Genomic DNA, 20,634 nt, shown 5'->3' with positions numbered 1-20,634 from the left:
TTAATATGGATTTATTTTTTTTAGATTATAGGGATCCTTTAGTAGGATTAATTTTCATTACTATCTTGATCTTTGTAGTGGCACTGATTAATTATTTTTGGAGATTTTTTATCTATAAAGATGAAGAGGAAAAATTAGAAAAATTTATTAAAAAATTTGAACTTAATAATATACATAAAGATTTATTAAGGGATCCAAATTTAAGTTTGGATAATCTTATTTTTTTAGCATCAATTTTTACAAGAAGTGGAGAATTTGAAAAAGCTATACAAATTTATTTAATTGCCTTAGAAAAAGTAAAAGATAAAAAAGAACAAGAAGGTATTTTTATATCTTTGGCTGAGGCATATTTTAAAGCGGGATTTTTAGAAAGATCAAAAGAGGTGTTGCTTAATGCCTTAAAAATAAGACCAAGAAATGAAAGAGCTTTAAAACTTTTAAAAATTGTTTATTTAAGGTTAAGATCTTATAAAGAAGTTTTAAATACTTTAGAATGTCTTTTGGAGCTTGATGAAGAGGTAAAAGAAGAAAAAGAATTTATAAAAGCTCTTATCATAAAAGATCAAGATATGGAACAAAAAAATAAATTAGAACTTATTTTAAATCTTGACATTAAAGATAACGCAATGCTTCAAAGATTTATTTTTGAAAATTATCAAATCATAAAAGAGCAAAATCTTTTTGATATTATAGATTTGCTTTATAAAGATCAAAAATTAATAAAGATTGATAAACAAGAGTATAAAGAATTTTTCTATGCTTTGAATTTATTACCAAAAGAAGAAAAAATTTTTATAAAAAATCAAAATTTTAGAATGTTTAAAATTTTAAAAAACAATGAATTTAAAGTAAAAATGGTATTTTCTTATATGTGTTTAGATTGTAAAAACATTATGCCATTATTTTTTTATCATTGTCCAATTTGTTATAGTTTTAATAAATGTAAAATTCTTTATGAGGTTAAACTTGATGAAACAAATTAAGATCTATACAGATGGGTCTTGTCTTAATAATCCGGGTTTTGGAGGCTGGGCTTATATTTTACGCTATAAAGAACATGAAAAAATAGGTTTTGGCGCGAAAGAAAATACAACCAATAATCAAATGGAGCTTTTAGCCATCATTGAAGCTTTAAAAATTTTGAAAGAACCTTGCGAAATAGAGCTTTATACGGATTCTAATTTAATGGTAAGGAGTATTAATGAATGGCTTGAAACCTGGGTTAAAAAGGATTTTAAAAATAAAAAAAATGTAGATTTATGGAAAGAATATTTAAAATTTTCAAAGGATCATAAAATTAGGGCTTTTTGGGTTAAAGCGCATAATGGACATATAGAAAATGAAAAGTGTGATAAATTAGCAAGAGAGGCTGCTTTGAATTTACAAAAGGAAAAAAATGGAAAAGATTAAGGTGCTTGAACAAAGATTAAAATATACATTTAAAAATCAAAAATTACTTATTGAAGCTTTAACTCATAAAAGTTTTAAAAAACCTTTTAGTAATGAGAGATTAGAATTTTTAGGAGACGCTGTTCTTGATTTGGTTGTTGGTGAGTTTTTGTTTCATAAATTTAAAAATGATGCAGAAGGGGATTTATCTAAATTAAGAGCGGCTTTAGTAAATGAAAAATCTTTTGCAAAAATTGCTAAAAGTCTTGATCTTGGTAATTTTATTTTTATGTCAATTGCTGAAGAAAATAATAACGGTAGAGCTAAGCCATCTATACTTTCAGATGCTTTAGAAGCAATCATTGGAGCAATACATCTAGAATCAGGATTTTTAGAAGCAAAAAAAGTGGCTTTAGCTTTGATTGAAGAAAATTATCCTCATATAGATGCAAAGAATCTTATTAGAGATTATAAGACAAAATTACAAGAAGTTACTCAGGCAAAATTAGGTCAAACGCCAGATTATGAAACCTTAAGAGCTTTTGGGCCTGATCATCAAAAACAATTTGAAATTGTTTTAAAACTGGAGGGAATTGAGTATGCAAGATCTATTGCAAGTAGCAAAAAAGAAGCTCAGCAACTTGCAGCTAAAATTGCTCTTGAGAAATTAGGAATTTTATGAATACTTTTGGTACAAGATTAAAATTTACAAGCTTTGGGGAATCACATGGTAAAGCTTTGGGTTGTGTTATAGATGGAATACCTGCGGGAATAAAATTTGATGAGAATTTTTTACAAAATGAACTCGAGCTTAGAAAACCCGGTAAGAATAAATTTCTAAGTCCTAGAAAAGAAAATGATGAGGTGGAAATTTTAAGCGGGGTTTTTCAAGGCTATACAACGGGAACTCCTATATCTGCAGTTGTTTTTAATAAAGATGCAAGATCAAAAGACTATGAAGAGTTAAAAGACGTTTTTAGATTATCTCATGCTGATTTTACTTATTTTTATAAATATGGTATCCATGATTATAGAGGTGGTGGAAGATCAAGTGCTAGAGAGAGTATAAATAAAGTTATAGCAGGAGCAATTGCTGCGATGCTCTTAAAAGAGTTTGATATAGAAGTTTTTAGTGGAATTTGTAGCATAGGCACTAAAAATATAGATTTTAAAAATATAGACTTTGAATTTTGTAAAACGAGTGAGATTTTTTGTTTAGATCCAAATTATGAAGAAGAATTTAAAAAAGAACTTTTAAATGTAAAAAAAGCTAAAGACAGCATAGGTGCTAGTGTTTATACTTGCGTTAAAAATGTGCCTATTGGGTTAGGAGAGGTTTTATATGATAAGCTTGATTCTAAGCTAGCTCATGCTTTAATGGGTATTAATGGGGTTAAGGCTGTAGAAATAGGCTCTGGAGTAAAAGCAAGCCATATGCGTGGTTCAAGCTATAATGATATTTTAAAAGATAAAAAGTTTTTAAGTAATAATTCAGGTGGAATTTTAGGCGGTATCTCTAATGGATCTTTAATTGAAATTAAAACTCATTTTAAGCCTACTCCTTCAATTTTTATCCCTCAAGAAAGTATGGATAAAAAGGGTAATAATGTGAGATATATTTTAAAAGGAAGGCATGATCCTTGTATAGCAATTCGTGGAAGTGTTGTTGTAAATGCTATGGTGAGATTTATTCTTGCAGATTTACTTCTTTTAAATGCAAGTTCAAGACTTGATTATCTTAAAAAAATTTATACTTTTTAATTTGTTATAATTTTAAAAATAAATAAGGAATATAAATGATTTTTATTGATGCTTGTTTTAAAAAAAATGTGCCTTATACTCCTGTTTGGATGATGAGACAGGCTGGAAGGTACTTAAAAGAGTATATGAAAGTAAGAGAAGAAGCAGGGGATTTTCTTTCTTTATGTAAGGATTATAAAAGAGCAAGCGAAGTAAGCTTACAACCTGTTGATATTCTTGATGTAGATGCGGCGATTATTTTTTCAGATATTTTAGTTGTCCCTTTAGAAATGGGTATGGATTTAAAATTTGAAAAAGGAGATGGTCCAGTATTTAGCGAGCCTTTAAAATCTTTAGAGGATATAGATAAATTAGATCCTAATGCTTATAAAAAATTATCTTATGTATATGATGCCATTTCACTTACGAGAGAAAAATTATCTCCTAATAAAGCTTTGATAGGATTTTGTGGTAGTCCTTGGACTTTAGCAACTTATATGATAGAAGCAAAAGGAAGTAAAACTTATGCAAAATGTAAAAAATTAATTTATACTAATCCTTCATTAATGCACACTTTACTTAAAAAATTAAGTGAAATTTTAAAATTGTATTTAGAAGAGCAAATTAAAGCTGGAGCAAATGCGGTGCAAATTTTTGATAGTTGGGCAAGCGCATTAGAAAAAGATATATTTTTTGAATTTTCTTTTAAGTATATGATAGAAATTTCTAATTACATTAAAGAAAAGTATCCTCACATACCTGTAATTTTATTTCCAAAAGGAATTAGCGGATATTTAGATGGAATTTATGGAAATTTTGATGTTTTTGGAGTAGATTGGAGCACTCCTTTAAAAACGGCAAAAGAATTCTTAAGTCCTACTTATACTTTGCAAGGTAATATGGAGCCTTGTAGGCTTTATGATAAACAAGCCATAAAAGAAAGTGTTTGTGATATTTTAGAAATTATGAAAAATAAGGCACATATTTTTAATTTAGGACATGGGATTTTACCTGATATTCCTGTTGAAAATGCTAAATATTTTATAAATCTTGTAAAAGAATTATCAAGTAAATGAGTATAGTTTTTGGCCCTATTAATTCAAGGCGTTTTGGTTTTTCTTTAGGCATTGATTTAAGTCCTATTGTAAAGCAATGTAATTTTGATTGTGTTTATTGTGAACTTAAACAAGCCAAACCTATTGCTAAAATGGATTCTATAGCTTATGTTGAAGAGATTGTTAAAGAATTAAATTCTTTTTTAGCTAAAAAAATATCTTTTGATGTGCTCACTTTAACGGCCAATGGAGAGCCTAGCTTGTATCCAAATTTAAAAGAATTAATCATTGCTTTAAGAAAATTGCAATTAGATAAAAAAATTCTTATTTTGAGTAATGGTACTGCTGTTTTAAATGAAAAACAATTTAATGCTTTACTTGATTTGGATATAGTTAAATTTAGTCTTGATAGTGTAATTGAGAAAAGTTTTTTTCGTATTAACAAGCCTTTAAAAGAAATCAGTCTTTGTTTAATGATAGAGAAAATGATAGCTTTTTCAAAGCTTTTTAAAGGCGAGCTTATCATTGAAATTTTAGTTGTTAAAGGTATCAATGACAATGAAAAAGAATTTCAGGCTTTAAATGAAATTTTACAAAAAATAAATCCTATAAGAGTAGATATAAGCACTATAGATAGACCCCCTTCGTATCCTGTTAAAGGTGTGAGCGAAGAGAAGCTTTTTGATTTGAGTTCTTTTATAAAAAATATTCCTGTATTTATTGCAAGAAGAAATGATAAAAAACAAAATATGGAATTTAGTGAAGATGAGCTTTTGAAAATGTTGCAATTAAGAGCACAAAGTGAATTTGATGTTAAGGCTCTTTTAAGTTTAAATAGTCAAGCGATATTGGATAATTTAATAAAAAAAGATTTGGTTAAAATTTATAATTTAGGCGGAGTTAAATTTTATAAGGTATAGATTTGTAAAAAATTCGAATTTTTTACTTTAAATGGTAGTTAATATCGATAATTTTTATAAAAACTTTTATTAAAGCTATTTACAATTTTATTGTAAGTTGTATAAATAAATTTCTGATTTATTGCTATATTTGTTTTTACAAAGCTAAAACTACTTTTTTATCTTTTAAAGGTTTTGTTTGTGTTGTTGCTGATTGTTTATTGCAAAAAAAACTGAAAATAATATAAATAATTTTTTAAATTTTGCAAGAAAATTGTATTTGCTTATAAATAATATTTATACCCTAGTTTGCTCCAAAAGATTATTGAGTCTATCCATTATAGAATTTACAAAAGAGTCTATACTTTCACTACTTGCCTTCCAGCCATTATGTTTAGCATTATTAAATTCTCTATCAAACCAAGCTCCACCACTGCCTATGTATATATTCTGCCATTTAACTCCTTTTTCCATTGCATATATACTTGCATCAAGCCATCCATCTTGAGCATAACCTTTTAATAAACTTGCAAAATCAACTTTACCTGTCATGATGTCATCTAAGGAAATACTAAAAGAAGGATTTGCTTTCATTTCTTGATCAAGTTTTGCTTCACGAACTTTTGCTTCAGGGCTCAAAACAACTTGATTTGGAGATGGAACAGGCGAATAAGACTTTAAAAAGCTCATAAATAAAGCTTCTTTAGTATAAGTTCCGTCTTCATTTTGTGGATAAACTGACATATTAGGATTAAAGCCATCTTCTAGTGAAGGACCTTGCTCCATGCTTTGTGGAGAAAAGTCAAGTTTTACCCAATTAATTCCTAGACCTGCAATACAATCAAGCTCTTGTGCTTCTTTCAGTTGTTTTGCATTAAATATATTTGTTACAATTTTTTCTTTATTTTCATTACAATTATAATTTAATCCTTTTGGTAATTGTTCCAAATCTGCTTTGCTAAAACTTGTTTTATCATTTGGAAATGCACTTATTACTTGATTAAAGCTATTATAATAGGATTTAACAATAGAAGCCATATCAAAACTATTATAATAGTTTCCATTAGTTTCATCAGCCATACGATGTTGATTAAACCTCTCTATCTCATCTAAAGTAGATTTATGTATCTTAAAATCTTTTGGTAATCCTGCAGCTTTATTAAAGTCTTCTCCCATATAACCATCTTTATCTACACTATAACCATAAGCTAAAGATGCAATATTACTTGTATTAACTAAAGGATCAGCTTGTTTATATTTTAGAGTATAAATAGAGTTTTTAAATTCACTAGCTATATCATAATTAAAAGAATTTGTTTTAGTATTTACACTAACATTAGTGTTATTACTATTTGATATATTAGCAGAATTTAACTCATCATCTAATACTTCACTTCTTATTAAAGTTTGTGAATTTTTATTTTGAATTTCATTTAATTTAGTGACATTTTGTTTTAAAAAAGTATTTGCAAAACTTATTTTAGAATTTTCTTTACTTTCTTTATTAGCTTTACTTTGTGAAAGTATAGAAGTATAACCTGAATTATCATTGATGCTAAAGATATTCATATTAACTCCTTGATTTAGATTCTGCCTTCAATCTAAATATAAATTAATATAAGCAAAATTTATTCCATTTTAGAATAAAATGGAATAAATTTAGAAATTACATTGTTACAAGTATAAATTTAATGGATATAAAGTTCTAAATTTTAAAATTTTGGTTTAATTTGCTTGACTTTATTTATTTTTTTTAATATAATTACATTTTTATTAACTCATTCCGGATTAGCTCAGCGGTAGAGTAGGCGGCTGTTAACCGCTTGGTCGTAGGTTCGAATCCTGCATCCGGAGCCACTTCTTTATAAAATCATCTTTTAATTTCAAAAGTAAAAAACTCGCTTTTAAAATTATCCGGTAAGTCTTTGTATTGTAATAAAGCAGGCTCGTAATTTTGTACTTGTTGATATAAAAGCCCTAAAGCAGCTTTACTTTCTTTATTATTATTGTCTTTAAGTTTTGCAAGTTGCAAAAGAGCAATGGCGGAATTTGGATTATTAGAACCTATAGCAGCAACAGAAGCTAAAAAAAGCGTATGAGAATCATTAACTTTATAATTATCAATTAGTGTATTATATAAAGCATACGCTTCTTCAAAATGGAGTGAAAATATATCAATATAAGCTAGAGCTTGAATTAATCCTTCATCTCTTGTGTTGGAAATATTAAGCAAATCTTTAAATTTTTGACGTTCTAAATTTAAAAGTCCAGCAATTTGCATTAAAGAAGTATATTTTTCTCTTGCTATGATTGCTCCTCCAAATATACTTTTATAGTCTAATTTTGCATTTTGAAAATATATTTGAGCATTTTGTGCATAATCTTTAATATTCTGCTTGGTATTTAAAGAATTAAAATATAAAATATTACTCAAGACATCATTGGGAAGTTCGGATTTAAGCTGTGCTATTTTTATATCCGCTTGATTATCAAGATTATTATTTTTAAAAGCAATAGCTTCAAAGATAAGATTTAAAGGATGATTATCTTCTTTAACTTCATCTAGATAGGGTAAGATCGAAGTATAATCTTCATTAGCTAAAAAAAACATATTTTGATACAAGGATGAGGGGGTCAAATTTTTATCATTGGAAATATTATCTTGAATTTCATTATAAAATTTTGTTGTATCTATGCCACTAATTTTGGCACAAAACATTGCAAATACACCGGCTAAATAATTTTTTGGATTTAGATGATAAGAACTTGAAAAATGTTTATAGGCTAAGTTGTAATTTTTAAGTTGAGCATAAGTTAATGCAAGATTATAGTGCAAAATACTATGTTCTGGATATTCTTTAATTAAATCTTGAAAACCTTTATTTGCTTGTTTTAATTTTTGATTTAAAGCAAGATTTACTATGTTTGCTATTCTAACATTTGTTGAGGAAAGGGCTTTGCCTGTTTTAAGATAAAAACTAGCATCAACACTATCATCAACAAAATAAGCAATGTTTGCTTTTTTAATATAAAGAGAAGATTGTTTGCTATCAAAAACCTGATAAGGCGCATAATAAAAAAGTAAATCAAATTGTTCTTTTGGTTGTTTGAAGAAATTTCTAGAAAAATTTTCTTGTGCAATTTGAATATTAAAAAGATCTTTATTTAAATTCACTTTAATTTTATAAGTATCTAAAATACGATATTTATCTTCTTTATTTTTATAGGCATTATTAAGACGTGTTAACATTTCTTGATACTGTCCTATTTTTAAATCTATTAAAGTAATAGCAGCCAAACTTTGATTAAAATCTCTTTCTATTTTTAGAGCAGTATTTAAAGCATTTTTAGCTTTTTGATATTCTCCAATGCGAGCATATAAAAGCCCTAAAGATAAGCTTGATTCAAGGCTATTTTGCTCCTTAAGATAAGTTATGGCTTTTGAATTTAAATCCATTTTGCTGTAGATTTTAGCTGAAAGATATTTTGCTGAATCAGAGTAAGGCTCAGTAGATGTTTTTTGAAACATTTGCAAAGCTTCTGGATAATATCCTTTATAAAAATTAATAAGAGCTAAATAATAATCATAAAGTTTTGAATTTCCTTCTTTTGGTAAATAAACTTGAGCTAAATCAATATAGTATTTAAACCTCTCCTTATCATTTAGTTTTAAGGCGCAAACAGCAGCATTGATAGCTGATACTGTTTGATTTTCGCCATTATTTATAGCTTTTTTAAAATTTTGCAAAGCTTCTTCAAATTTGTTTTCATTCATTTGAGAAACTCCCAAATTGTAGCTAGAAAGCGACTCATTATAAATTGCAATTTGCTCATAAGCTTTTAAAGCTTGTTCAATTTCACCCTTTAGATATAAAGCATTAGCTTTTTTTATCATAGTATCAATTTTTGCGATATTATATTGATATGATTCATCTGGAGCTTCGTTTTTGACTGTTTCTTGTTGTTTCGTTGCGATAATATCAGCTTTAATATTATCGCCGTTAAAAGTTAAATAAAATAGTGTAAAAATTAAAGAACAAACTATAATTATTGAGCCTGCCACTAAGGATAAAAATTTCTTATCTTGATACCAAGCTATTTCTTTAGCTTCGTTTTTCTCTAATGGTTTTTCTTCTTCTTTAGGGGCTGATTCTCTTTTGAAAGAAAAACTTTCTTCTTTATTTGAAAGTTCTTCTGGTAGGGTGGTTAACTCTTCATCTTGCGGAGCTTCACCTTCTTGTCCTTTAAATTCTTCTAAGCCTTCATCAAGTCTTTCTTTAGAACTATTTTCTTGATCAAAATTTTCTTCTGCCATTTATCACTCTTAAAAATATTTTCTAAGAACATCAGGAATATGAATGTTGCCTTTGTCATCTTGGTAATTCTCCATAATAGCAACAAGTGTTCTACCAACAGCCAAAGAAGAACCATTTAAAGTATGAACAAATTCATTTTTTCCTTTATCATTTTTGTAGCGAATTTTAGCCCTTCTTGCCTGAAAATCTTGGCAATTTGAAACAGAGCTTATTTCTCTATACTTATTTTGTCCTGGAAGCCATACTTCTAAATCTACTGTTTTAGCCGCACTAAAACCAAGATCTCCTGTGCAAAGCATTAAGTGACGATGAGCAAGTCCAAGCGAGCTTAACAAATCACTTGCACAATTTAGCATCTCTTCAAATACACTATTACTTTGCTCAGGTTTTGTGATACTTACAAGCTCGACTTTTTCAAATTGATGTTGACGAATAATCCCTCTTGTATCTCGTCCGGCACTTCCTGCTTCTTTTCTAAAACAAGCACTATAACAAGTCATTTTAATGGGTAAATTTTCGCTACTTAAAATCTCATCAGAATAAAAATTGGTTACAGGGATTTCTGAAGTAGATATAAGATATAAATCTTCATCTTCTACTTTATACATATCATCTTTAAATTTTGGAAGTTGTCCTGTGCCAAACATTGTTTTTGAATTAACCAAAAAAGGAACATTGATAAGATTAAAACCACGTTTCATATTAAAATCTATCATATAATTAATTAAGGCACGATTTAGTAATGCACCTTCATTTTTAAGGATACAAAAACGACTTTGAGAAATTTTTACTCCTCTTACAAAATCAAGCCAATTAAGTTTTTCTCCGAGTTCAAAATGTTCTTTAGGAGTAAAATCAAAAGAAGGTGGAGTTAGAACTTTTTTGAGTTCGACATTATCATTTTCATCTTCGCCGACTGGGACACATTTATCAGGAATATTTGGGATAGAATGCGCTATTTCTTCTAAATTTGCAAGTATTTCATCAACTTTTTTATTTTGGATTGAAATTTTTTCTTTATTTTCGCTAAGTTGTTTTTTAAGATTTTCTTTATCTTGAGCGGTGCTTAATTCTTTGCTAAATTTATTTTGAAAAGCTTGCAATTCTTCTAAATTTGCTTTTTCTTTTTTTAAATTTAAAAAAAGATCACTTAGTTTTTTTAACAAAGATTCATCAACTTTTTTATTTTTTAAACTTTTTGCTACTTCTTCAAAATTATTTTGTAAATATTTTAAATCCAACATAATGTATCCTTAAATTCCTATTTTTTCATAAATTCTTTGCATTTTTTGCAAAGCTATATTTTTGGCTTTTTTTGCACCTATTTGAAGACATTCTTTAATTTCTTCTGGATGAGATAAGAAATCATGATATCTTTGTCTTGCTTCTTTAAAATAATTAAGAATCAAATCATAAAGATACATTTTAAAATGCCCATAACCTTCTCCACCTTGCTCGTATTTTATTTTTAAATCTTCTTGCCCTTTTTTATCTAAAAATAATTTTGCAATATTAAATACATTACATTTTCTCCAGTCCTTAGGATCTTTTAAATCCGTGCTATCTGTAATGATAGATGAAATTTGCTTTTTTAAAACTTTTTCATCACCAAAAATGTCTATAGTGTTTTGATAGGATTTGCTCATTTTTGATCCATCTGTTCCAATTATAACAGAAATTTCATCATCAATTTTTGCTTTAGGCAAAGTAAAAATTTCTCCCCATTCGTTATTAATCTTTAAAGCAATATCTCTAGCAATTTCAATATGCTGAATTTGATCCTTTCCAACGGGAATAATTTGTGCATCAAAAAGTAAAATATCAGCTGCCATTAAAACAGGATAAGAAAAAAGCCCATGTGATGCGTTGATCCCTTTAGCAATTTTATCTTTATAGCTATGAGCTCTTTCTAAAAGCCCCATAGGAGTAAATTGAGATAAAATCCAATAAAGCTCTAATACTTCTTTAACATCACTTTGAAGCCAAAAAATGCTTTTGTTAGGATCTATGCCAAGACTTAAAAATGCAGCCGCAGCCTTTAGTATATTTTGCTCTAAAATCTCACCTTTTTGATTTGAGGTCATTGCATGATAATTTGCTATAAATATAAGCATCTCATTGTCATTTTGCGCCTCAATCATTTGTTTGATAGCTCCAAAATAATTACCGATATGTAAATCTCCACTTGGCTGAATTCCGCTTAAAATTCTCATTAAATCCTCTTTATTATTTCTTCTAATAATTCTTTAATATTTTTATTTTCTATATCTATAATCAAATCCGCTTTTTTTTCATAGTCTTTAATGCGTTTATTATATAATTTTTTTGCTTTAATTTCATCACAAAATAAGGGTCTTTTATTTTTTTCTTCTAAGCTTAAATGTTTGCTTAAAAAATCAAATTCAGCTCTTAAATAAATACAAAATCCTAAGCTTTTAAAATTTGGCACATGGATAAATCCACCACCTGTGGCTATTACAGTATTATCAATCATACTAAATAAATAAGCTAATTTTTGTTCTTCTTTTCTAAAAAATTCTTCGCCAAAAATTTTAAAAATTTCACTAATACTCTTTTGAAATTTCATTTCGATCAAAGAATCACTATCAAGATAAACTTTATCCATTTTTTGCGATAAAGCTCTAGCAAGAGAGCTTTTTCCACTTCCCATAAAACCTATAAAAACAATGTTTTCATTCTTCATTGTTTTCTTTAGTTCCTTTTTTACGGGAGGCAATGATTAAAGGCACTCCTTCAAAATCAAATTCTTGCCTAATTTTATTTTGCAAATATCGTTTGTAGCTAAAATGCAAAGCTTTTGGTCGATTCATGATTAAAGCGATTTTAGGGGGTGCTAAATCGTATTGCACTGCATAATAAATTTTAACAAGCTTACCATAATCATGAGGTAAAGGATGAGCTTTTGTGGCATTTTCTATTAAAGCATTAAGCTTTGAAGTTGGAATTTTTTGTATAAAATGTTCAAATACTTCTAAAATTTTATCTAACAACACATGAACTCTTTTTCCGCTTAAAGCTGAAACACTAACAATAGGAGCGTGCGCTAAAAATTTAAAACGATCAAGGCGTAGTTCTTTGACTGTTTTATCAAATTCAAGTTCACTTTTATCCCATTTGTTTAATACAATAATCACGCCCAAATAATGCTTTGAAATAAGCCCTGCGATTCTTTCATCAAGTTCATTAAAACCCTCGCTAGCATCTAAAACTAAAAGAGCAATTTGTGAGTTTTGTAAAATTTTTTCCGTGCGATTTAAAGCAAAGCGTTCAAGTCCTTGAATTTTTCCACGCTTTCTAATGCCTGCTGTATCGACAAATTCTATAGTTTTATCTTTATGAAATATACTTTCATTTACAGGGTCGATAGTTGTTCCTGCTATAGTGCTTACTACGCTACGTTCTTGTTTGACTAAAGCATTTAAAAGACTTGATTTTCCGACATTTACACGCCCTACAATACCTACTTTTATATGATTTGTATCAATTTCTTTAAATTCAGGCTCTTTACTTGTATCATAGTGTTCTAAAAAATCTTCTAAATTTTCTTCTTGATCTTCTATTAAAAAATTTTTATTTTCTAAATGTTTCTCAAGCCAATCATAAAGTTCATCTAAGCCTATATTATGTGTTACTGAGAGATTAAAAATTTCTTTTATTCCAAAATTAATAAATTCCCAAGATCTTTCTTCATCTTTTTTATTATCGATTTTATTGATAATTAAAGCTATAGGTTTGTTTAATTTTTTTAAAGAGTAAAAAAAATGTCTATCCTCATCATCTGGAGTTAATTTTCCATCTACCATATAAAGGATAATATCGCTTTCTTTGGCAGTTTTTAAGGTATTTTTTTGGACATTTTTAAAAAGCTCATTACTCTCATCAAGTCCTCCACTATCAATAAGCAATGCCTTTTTAGAATTGATTTGAACTTCTGTTTTATTTGTATCTCTTGTTGTGCCAGATATTTCACTTGTGATGGCTATTCTTTGCCTTGCCATTCTATTAAAAAGACTTGATTTTCCAACATTTGGCTTACCTACAAGTATAATACTTTGCATTTTTTTCCTATATTTTTTGTTTTATTTTTAAAATTATAAAATTATATAAACTTTGCCTTAAAATTTAAGCAAAAAAAGATTAAAATACATATTCATTCAAAAATTAAGGAATCTTTGTGTTAAAAATTGTCAAGCATAATCTAGGTATTTATTTTATGATGTTAGCTTGTCTTGATTTTGCTTTGATGGGCGCATGTGCCAAAATTTTAAGCAACGAACTTTCTTCTATAGAAATTATGTTTTTTAGAAATATTATAGGGACTTTTTTTATTATTTATATGCTTAAAAAAACAAAAATTCACAAAGAAGGTGGAAAATTAGGACTTTTAATTTTTAGGGGAGTTATAGGAACTTTAGCCCTTTATATGTTTTTTTATAATGTTTCACATATTACCTTAGGTGGTGCATTTGCTTTTCAAAAAACAGCCCCTATTTTTGTAACTTTAATCGCTTTTTTTCTTTTTAAGGAAAATATAGGTGTAAAAGGTTGGTTTGGTATTTTGATTGCTTTTTTAGGCGTTCTTTGTATTATGCAGCCTTGGGCAGATTTTTCAAATCATTCAGGTTTTGACTTAAAAAATTGTATTATAGGAATTTTAAGTGGATTGTTAGCAGCCATAGCTTTAACAAGTGTGCGAGAATTAAGAAAATATTATTTAACCGAGCAAATTGCTGCTTCATTTATATTTCTTGGTTCTTTATTGCCTTTAATTTCTATGAGTATTGGTTCTTTTTATTTTACAAAAGAGCTTGATTTTCTTATAGCGCCTTTTATAATGCCTAGTCTTAAAGCTTGGGTTATTATACTTATTATGGGGAGCTTAGGAACTTTATATCAAATTCATATTACAAAAGCTTATGGAGTGGCAAAAAAAGCAGGTATAGTTGCTGGAGTAAGCTATATGGATGTAGTTTTTACTTTAATTTTGGGTGTTATGTTAGGAGATGATTTTCCTAGTGTTATGGTATTTATCGGAATACTAGGTATCATTTTAGGTGGTATTATTTTAGTTCGAGGAAAAGGAAAAAATGAAAAATAAAACAGATTTAATTTATGAACTTGAAGATAAACCTCCTTTTTTAAAAGCTTGTTTTGCTGCTTTGGTGCATTTAATGGCTATGTTTGTGGCTGTGATTACACCGGCTTTGCTTATTTGTAAGGGTTTGGGTATAGATGAGGAAAATACAGCAAGAATTATATGTATGTCTTTATTTGCTTCTGGCATTGCGTCTTTGCTTCAGATTAAAACTTGGGGGCCTATTGGAAGTGGGCTTTTATCAATACAAGGAACAAGTTTTAATTTCGTTTCGCCTATCATTTTAGGAGGACTTACTCTAAAAAATAACGGACTATCACAAGAAGCAATGCTTGGAGCTATTTTTGGAACCTTGATGCTTTGTTCTACAACAGAGATGATTATTTCTAGATTTTTACCTTTTATAAGAAAAATTATTTCACCTTTGGTTTCTGGAATTGTTGTGATGATTATAGGGCTTAGTTTAATCAATGTTGGGCTTGTAAGCGCAGGAGGAGGCTTTAGTGCTAAAGCAAATGGAGAATTTGGATCTTTTGAAAATTTATTATTAGCTGGAGTTGTGATTTTAAGTATTATTATATTAAATCGTTTAAATAATTCATTTATTAGGATTTCGTCCTTATTTATTGCTATTATTATAGGGCTTTTGATTGCTATGGGTTTTGAAAATTTTCATTTTAATTTTAACGATAATTTGCCCATTTTATTTTTTCCAAATCCTATGCATTATGGCTTAAGTATTGATTCTAATTTAATTTTACCTTTGATCTTAGTTTTTATAGTAACCTCACTTGAAACTATAGGAGATATTAGTGCTACAAGTGAAGTTTCAAATCAGCCTATAAAAGGTGAGCTTTATACCAAAAGATTAAAAGGCGGAGTGTTAGCTAATGGATTTAACTCTTTTGTTTCGGCATTTTTTAATACTTTTCCAAATTCTTGCTTTGGACAAAATAATGGAGTGATTGTTTTAACTGGAGTTGCTAGTCGTTATGTGGGATTTATAGTCGCTTTTATGTTAATTATTTTAGGGCTTTTTCCTATAGTGGCAAATATTACCTTACAAATTCCAGAACCTATTTTAGGCGGTGCCACTTTAATCATGTTTGGAACAATTGCAGCCACTGGAGTAAGAATTATTTCAAAAGAAAATTTAAACAGAAGATCCATTATGATTATAGCTATTTCTTTAGGAATAGGGCTTGGTGTAGCTAACAATCCTGATATTTTGCAATTTACCCCTACTTGGTTTAAAACTTTGTTTTCTTCAGGTATAGCAGCAGGAGGAATTAGTGCCATTGTTTTAAATATTATTTTTCCATTTGAAGAAAAACAAAGAAAAATAAAGTAAAATTACAAAAATTTATAAGGTTAAAATAATGAAAAAAATGATTTTAATTGCAGGTCCTTGCGTAATAGAAAGTAAAGATTTGGTTTTTAAAGTAGCAAAGCAATTACAAGAATTTTCAAATGATGATAGATTTGAGTTTTATTTCAAATCAAGCTTTGATAAAGCAAATCGCACAAGTATCAATTCTTTTCGTGGCCCAGGACTTGATGAGGGACTTAAAATTTTACAAAGTGTTAAAAATGAATTTGGTATGAAAATATTAACTGATATCCATGAAAGTTATCAGGCAAAAATTGTTAGCGAAGTAGCTGATGTTTTGCAAATTCCAGCTTTTTTATGCCGTCAAACCGATCTACTCGTAGAAGCAGCTAAAACAAAAGCTAAAATAAACATTAAAAAGGGGCAATTTTTAAATCCAAGTGATATTAAATATAGTGTGAAAAAAATTCTTCAAACACGTGGCATAGAAGAAGAGGGCTATGATATAGCAGGTAAAAACGGCGTTTTTGTAGCCGAAAGAGGTTCTAGTTTTGGCTATGGCAATTTAGTTGTTGATATGAGATCTTTAGTGATTATGCGTGAATTTGCCCCTGTCATTTTTGATGCAACCCATAGCGTGCAAATGCCAGGAGCTGCAGGAGGAAGTAGTGGTGGCAAAAGTGAATTTGTAGAACCTTTAGCAAGGGCTGCGGCTGCTGTTGGAGTAGATGGCTTTTTCTTTGAAACGCATATTAATCCTTGCGAAGCACTTTGTGATGGACCTAATATGCTTAATATAAATCGTTTTAAAGAATGTATTAAAACACTTATAAAAATTCAAAATATTATTGAGTAAAGGAAAAAAATGAAGATTATTGAAGGAAAATTACAATTAACAGGTGATGAAAAAATTGCTATTATCAATGCAAGATTTAATCATATCATAACAGATCGTTTAGTAGAGGGCGCAAAAGATGCTTTTTTAAGACACGGAGGAAAAGAAGAAAATTTAGATCTTATTTTAGTCCCAGGTGCTTTTGAACTTCCTTTTATTTTGAAAAAAGCTATACAAAGCAATAAATTTGACGCTATTTGTTGTTTAGGTGCAGTTATTCGCGGTTCTACTCCGCATTTTGATTATGTTTCGGCTGAAACTACAAAAGGGATTGCAAACGTAAGTTTAAATCATAATATCCCTGTAAGCTTTGGGGTTTTAACTACAGATACTATAGAACAAGCTATCGAAAGAGCAGGAAGCAAGGTTGGTAATAAAGGCTTTGAAGCTATGCTTACTTTAATCGAAATGTTAAATTTAAGCAAACAATTTTAAGGCTTAAAATGGCAACAAGACATCAAGTAAGACAAAGCGTTATTTCTTTGCTTTATGCTTTAGAGTTAAATGACAAAAATGAAAATTTTATTGATGAATTTTTAAATGAAAAAAAAATCCGCAATGAGCAAAAGAATTTTACTCTAAGCCTTTATAATGGAATTTGTGAAAATTTAACCAAACTAGATGAAGCGCTTAATGTTCATTTAAAAGAAAATGCAATCAATAAACTCGGCCATATAGAAAGAGCCATTTTAAGACTTGGAGCTTATGAGTTGCTTTTTACAGAAACAACAGATGCTATAATTATCAACGAAGCCATAGAATTAGCCAAAGAATTAGCCAATGATAATTCCCCTAAATTTATCAATGGGGTTTTAGACTCTTTAATCAAGGCTAAAAAATGAAATTATGTGTTGCACTTGATTTGGCCACAAAAGAAGATTGCCTTAAACTTGCCAAAGAATTAAAAGGTTTAGATCTTTGGTTAAAAGTAGGATTAAGAGCATATTTAAGAGATGGTTTTAAATTTATAGAAGATCTTAAAAAAATTGATAATTTTAAAATTTTTTTAGATCTTAAAATTTATGATATACCAAATACCATGGCAGATGCGTGCGAAGAAATTTCAAAATTGGGTGTAAATATGATAAATTTACACGCAAGTGCCGGTAAAATAGCAATGCTTGAAGTTAGAAAACGTTTAGAAAAATTAAAAAATCGCCCTTTGATTTTAGCTGTTTCTGCTCTTACTAGTTTTGATGAGGAAAATTTTTTTAGTATTTATAAGCAAAAAATCAATGAAGCCGTAATTAATTTTTCAAAGCTTTCTTATGAAGCAGGGCTTGATGGTATGGTTTGTTCTGTTTTTGAAAGTAAAATCATCAAAGAAAATACTTCATCAAGTTTTTTAACTTTGACACCAGGTATACGCCCTTTTAATGAATCAAACAACGATCAAAAAAGAGTAGCAGATCTTAAAATGGCTAAAGAGTATAAAAGTGATTTTGTAGTAATAGGACGCCCTATATATGAGTCATCTAATCCAAGATCAATATGCGAAAAAATACTTTTAGAAATTATAAAATAAATAAAACAAGAGTTGCTAAAATTATGATTTTATAAACTATTATTTAAATATATGTATATATTTAAATAAGATTTATTTTCTCTTGTTATTATTGTAAAAATTATCAACAAGGAAAATTTATGTTTATAACACCAGAAGAACTTTATAAAAAAAGAAGACAATTCTTAAAGCTTGGCGTTGGAGCTATGTTAAGTTCAAGTTTGATTAATTCTAAACTTTTAGCCCTTGAATTTAGTAGTGATAAAAATCCACAGAAATTAACCCTTACAGATGAAGAACTTGCGACTAATTATGTAAATTTTTATGAATTTTCTACCAATAAAAAAAAGGCAGTAGAATATGCTAAGAATTTTGATGTAAAAAATTGGGAGATTTCTTTAAGTGGAGAATTAGAAAAACCTATAAAATTAACAATGGAGGATATTTTAAAATTCCCACTAGAAGAAAGAATTTATCGTTTTCGTTGCGTAGAAACTTGGTCTATGGTTGTTCCTTGGATAGGCTTTGAGTTGCGTCATTTAATCGAAAAAGCAAAGCCTACAAGCAAAGCAAAATATGTAAAATTTACAACTCTTTTTGACAAAGAAAAATTCCCTGATCAAAATGCTTTATTTCCTACTATCAAATACCCTTATACAGAAGCTTTAAGGATGGATGAAGCTATGCATCCACTTACTATTTTAGCAGTAGGGATGTATAAAAAACCATTACTAGGACAAAATGGAGCCCCTTTGCGTCTTGTAGTTCCTTGGAAATATGGTTTTAAAAGCATTAAATCCATAGTAAAAATTGAATTTGTCGAAAACGAACCAAAAACAACGTGGCAAGAGTATGCCCCTAATGAATACGGTTTTTACGCTAATGTCAATCCAAATGTTTCTCATCCAAGATGGTCACAAGCCAATGAAAGAGCTTTGGGAGAATTTTTTACCAAGCCAACTTTAATGTTTAATGGTTATGAAAAAGAAGTGGCAAGCCTTTATGCCAATATGGATTTAAAAAAGAATTTTTAATGCTAGTTTATAATTTTGTAGTTTATATACTTTTTTCTATAAGTATAATTTATGGCTTTTATAATATTTTAAATTCTTTTGATTTTGTCAAAGAGGCTTATTTTTATACAGGTATTTTTTCTTTAATCTTTTTAAATTTAAGCCTTTTATTTTCTTTGGTTAAATTAAAAAATACCAAAGATTATCCCAAATTATTTGGATTTTTTTCCGTTTTTTGGGCAATTTTACATTTTTTAAATTATTTTATTTTCGATAGAAATATGCAGATTTCAAGACTTTTTGGTGATATTTCAAAACGTTTATTAGAATCAAGCGGTTTTATAGCTTTTATCTTGCTTATTTTGATGCTATTAAGTTCTTTTAGGTTTTTTAAAAAGATAGAAAAAATAAGAAAATTAAGTTATTTATGCTTTCTCTTAGCAAGCTATCATTACTTTTTAAGTCCTAAAGTTCCTATGTTTTGGGAATGGAGTGCTTTGATTGTTGCTTTGATTTATTTTATTTTAGCTTATAAAAGATTGATTATAAAAAATAAATAAATATAAATTAATAAATCATTGTTCAAAAAGCACTAAAAGTATTAAATGCTTGAAGTATTTTTTAAATTTATAAATTGAGCTAAACCCACAAAATAAACTGTTTTTTTAAATTTTTGGCATTAAATTACACAAAATAAAAAAATTAAATTTATATTAATACAAAATATCTTATCATTAAGCCTATGATTTTTATTGCTTTTTTATTTACCTTTTAAAATAAAATCAAAACAAATACAAGGAGTGATAATGACTCAGCAAAAATTCAGTTTAGGTAAAAGATACTTAGCAAACCAAAGGATTGAAAAAAATCATTCTTATACACCTTTGAAAAAGCTAGTTCTTTTCTTAGTTGCAATTTCTTTTTTAAGCCCTTATTCTTATGCCGTAGAAAAATATAATTACACAACATTTGATGAAGTGATTTTTGTTGCAGGTGGTGGCGTAGATGAGGATAAATTAGATATTACAGATAATAAAAACAATGAAAACGCTGATCAAATTACCACAAAACTCCCTACAGATTTTGATTTTAAAAAATCTATTTCCCAAACAATGCTTGAAAGTTTGATTTCTATGGCTATAAGAAGATCAACTTTCATTGATAGCGTTATGGATAGCTCTATGCAAAATTTTTTAAATACTTCAATTAGGGATTTTAATCAAACCAATAAAGAACACTCCTTATTTATCCTTCCTTATGCTTCTTCACAGAATGTTGAACTTTCTTTAAATGAAGAAAGTAAAGGACACACTAAAGGAACTATCATAGGTTATTCTACCTTAAAAGATAGTGGTATATATGGTGTGTATGCAGGTT

At 28.3% G+C, this 20,634-nt stretch carries 19 protein-coding genes, 1 tRNA gene and 2 pseudogenes; 16 read left to right on the top strand and 6 right to left on the bottom strand.

The window, feature by feature from the left end:
* Positions 1-5: 5 nt before the first annotated feature.
* Genes DU473_RS05060 through DU473_RS05035 form a run of 6 tightly spaced genes read left to right on the top strand, consistent with a single transcriptional unit; the run spans position 6 to position 5,104 of the window.
* Positions 6-983: a tetratricopeptide repeat protein gene (locus tag DU473_RS05060; protein WP_131163724.1), complete on the top strand. Its 978-nt coding sequence runs from the start codon at positions 6-8 to the stop codon at positions 981-983.
* A complete protein-coding gene (gene rnhA / locus DU473_RS05055) occupies positions 970-1,410 on the top strand; it encodes a ribonuclease HI (protein ID WP_131163723.1) in 441 nt (146 codons plus the stop codon). The genes DU473_RS05060 and rnhA overlap by 14 nt, the downstream gene beginning before the upstream one ends.
* The gene (gene rnc / locus DU473_RS05050; RefSeq protein WP_131186649.1) at positions 1,397-2,071 is read left to right on the top strand and encodes a ribonuclease III; all 675 of its coding nucleotides are present in this window, start codon (positions 1,397-1,399) and stop codon (positions 2,069-2,071) included. The genes rnhA and rnc overlap by 14 nt, the downstream gene beginning before the upstream one ends.
* On the top strand, positions 2,068-3,150 hold the full coding sequence (gene aroC, locus DU473_RS05045; protein ID WP_131186648.1) for a chorismate synthase: 1,083 nt from the start codon (positions 2,068-2,070) through the stop codon (positions 3,148-3,150). Before rnc ends, aroC begins: the two co-directional genes overlap by 4 nt.
* Positions 3,151-3,185: 35 nt before the next feature.
* Positions 3,186-4,205 (top strand): uroporphyrinogen decarboxylase, encoded by a 1,020-nt coding sequence (gene hemE, locus DU473_RS05040; protein ID WP_131186647.1) that lies wholly within the window; start codon positions 3,186-3,188, stop codon positions 4,203-4,205.
* On the top strand, positions 4,202-5,104 hold the full coding sequence (locus DU473_RS05035) for a radical SAM protein (protein ID WP_131186646.1): 903 nt from the start codon (positions 4,202-4,204) through the stop codon (positions 5,102-5,104). Before hemE ends, DU473_RS05035 begins: the two co-directional genes overlap by 4 nt.
* Positions 5,105-5,380: 276 nt before the next feature.
* Here the strand turns inward: DU473_RS05035 and DU473_RS05030 are convergent, their stop codons facing one another.
* On the bottom strand, positions 5,381-6,652 hold the full coding sequence (locus DU473_RS05030) for a Cj0814 family flagellar-dependent secreted protein (protein WP_131186645.1): 1,272 nt from the start codon (positions 6,650-6,652) through the stop codon (positions 5,381-5,383).
* 213 nt (positions 6,653-6,865) lie between these two features.
* Between DU473_RS05030 and DU473_RS05025 the strand changes: the two genes are divergently transcribed.
* A tRNA-Asn gene (locus tag DU473_RS05025) sits at positions 6,866-6,940 on the top strand.
* A gap of 13 nt (positions 6,941-6,953) precedes the next feature.
* Here DU473_RS05025 and DU473_RS05020 read toward each other — a convergent pair.
* The 5 genes from DU473_RS05020 to der are packed head-to-tail and all read right to left on the bottom strand — an operon-like array spanning position 6,954 to position 13,478.
* On the bottom strand, positions 6,954-9,398 hold the full coding sequence (locus tag DU473_RS05020) for a tetratricopeptide repeat protein (RefSeq protein ID WP_131166226.1): 2,445 nt from the start codon (positions 9,396-9,398) through the stop codon (positions 6,954-6,956).
* 9 nt (positions 9,399-9,407) lie between these two features.
* Complete coding sequence (serS, locus tag DU473_RS05015; RefSeq protein ID WP_131166225.1) at positions 9,408-10,643, bottom strand: serine--tRNA ligase; 1,236 nt, start codon at positions 10,641-10,643, stop codon at positions 9,408-9,410.
* 9 nt (positions 10,644-10,652) lie between these two features.
* Entirely contained in the window at positions 10,653-11,612 is a 960-nt protein-coding gene (gene trpS, locus DU473_RS05010) for a tryptophan--tRNA ligase (protein ID WP_131186644.1), read from the bottom strand.
* Positions 11,612-12,103, bottom strand: a complete 492-nt coding sequence (locus tag DU473_RS05005) for a shikimate kinase (RefSeq protein WP_131163714.1) — start codon at positions 12,101-12,103, stop codon at positions 11,612-11,614. The genes trpS and DU473_RS05005 overlap by 1 nt, the downstream gene beginning before the upstream one ends.
* Positions 12,093-13,478 (bottom strand): ribosome biogenesis GTPase Der, encoded by a 1,386-nt coding sequence (gene der, locus DU473_RS05000; protein ID WP_131163713.1) that lies wholly within the window; start codon positions 13,476-13,478, stop codon positions 12,093-12,095. The genes DU473_RS05005 and der overlap by 11 nt, the downstream gene beginning before the upstream one ends.
* A 116-nt stretch (positions 13,479-13,594) precedes the next feature.
* Here der and DU473_RS04995 point away from each other — a divergent pair, with 116 nt between their 5' ends.
* The 9 genes and pseudogenes from DU473_RS04995 to DU473_RS04955 form a co-directional block, all read left to right on the top strand.
* Positions 13,595-14,518: a DMT family transporter gene (locus DU473_RS04995; protein ID WP_131186643.1), complete on the top strand. Its 924-nt coding sequence runs from the start codon at positions 13,595-13,597 to the stop codon at positions 14,516-14,518.
* Positions 14,508-15,866 carry a uracil-xanthine permease family protein gene (locus DU473_RS04990; protein WP_131186642.1) on the top strand — a complete coding sequence of 453 codons (1,359 nt, stop codon included), beginning with the start codon at positions 14,508-14,510 and terminating at the stop codon, positions 15,864-15,866. The genes DU473_RS04995 and DU473_RS04990 overlap by 11 nt, the downstream gene beginning before the upstream one ends.
* A 25-nt stretch (positions 15,867-15,891) precedes the next feature.
* On the top strand, positions 15,892-16,701 hold the full coding sequence (gene kdsA / locus DU473_RS04985; RefSeq protein ID WP_262868043.1) for a 3-deoxy-8-phosphooctulonate synthase: 810 nt from the start codon (positions 15,892-15,894) through the stop codon (positions 16,699-16,701).
* Between the two features lie 9 nt (positions 16,702-16,710).
* The gene (ribH, locus tag DU473_RS04980) at positions 16,711-17,175 is read left to right on the top strand and encodes a 6,7-dimethyl-8-ribityllumazine synthase (protein WP_131186640.1); all 465 of its coding nucleotides are present in this window, start codon (positions 16,711-16,713) and stop codon (positions 17,173-17,175) included.
* An 8-nt stretch (positions 17,176-17,183) separates the two neighbouring features.
* Complete coding sequence (nusB, locus tag DU473_RS04975; protein ID WP_131163708.1) at positions 17,184-17,582, top strand: transcription antitermination factor NusB; 399 nt, start codon at positions 17,184-17,186, stop codon at positions 17,580-17,582.
* Positions 17,579-18,256, top strand: a pseudogene (pyrF, locus tag DU473_RS04970) (orotidine-5'-phosphate decarboxylase); the annotation flags it as partial. The gene nusB and the pseudogene pyrF, both read left to right, overlap by 4 nt.
* A 128-nt stretch (positions 18,257-18,384) precedes the next feature.
* Positions 18,385-19,278, top strand: coding sequence for a protein-methionine-sulfoxide reductase catalytic subunit MsrP (msrP, locus tag DU473_RS04965; RefSeq protein ID WP_131186639.1), 894 nt, complete (start codon positions 18,385-18,387; stop codon positions 19,276-19,278).
* Entirely contained in the window at positions 19,278-19,817 is a 540-nt protein-coding gene (locus DU473_RS04960) for a ferric reductase-like transmembrane domain-containing protein (protein ID WP_131186638.1), read from the top strand. Before msrP ends, DU473_RS04960 begins: the two co-directional genes overlap by 1 nt.
* A gap of 438 nt (positions 19,818-20,255) precedes the next feature.
* A pseudogene (locus tag DU473_RS04955) lies at positions 20,256-20,634 on the top strand (hypothetical protein); the annotation flags it as partial.

It is taken from the genome of Campylobacter novaezeelandiae, from assembly GCF_004323845.1.
GTDB classification, from domain to species: domain Bacteria; phylum Campylobacterota; class Campylobacteria; order Campylobacterales; family Campylobacteraceae; genus Campylobacter_D; species Campylobacter_D novaezeelandiae.
Note: the sequence above shows the minus strand (reverse complement) of the source record. Positions and strands in the feature narration are given on the sequence as shown.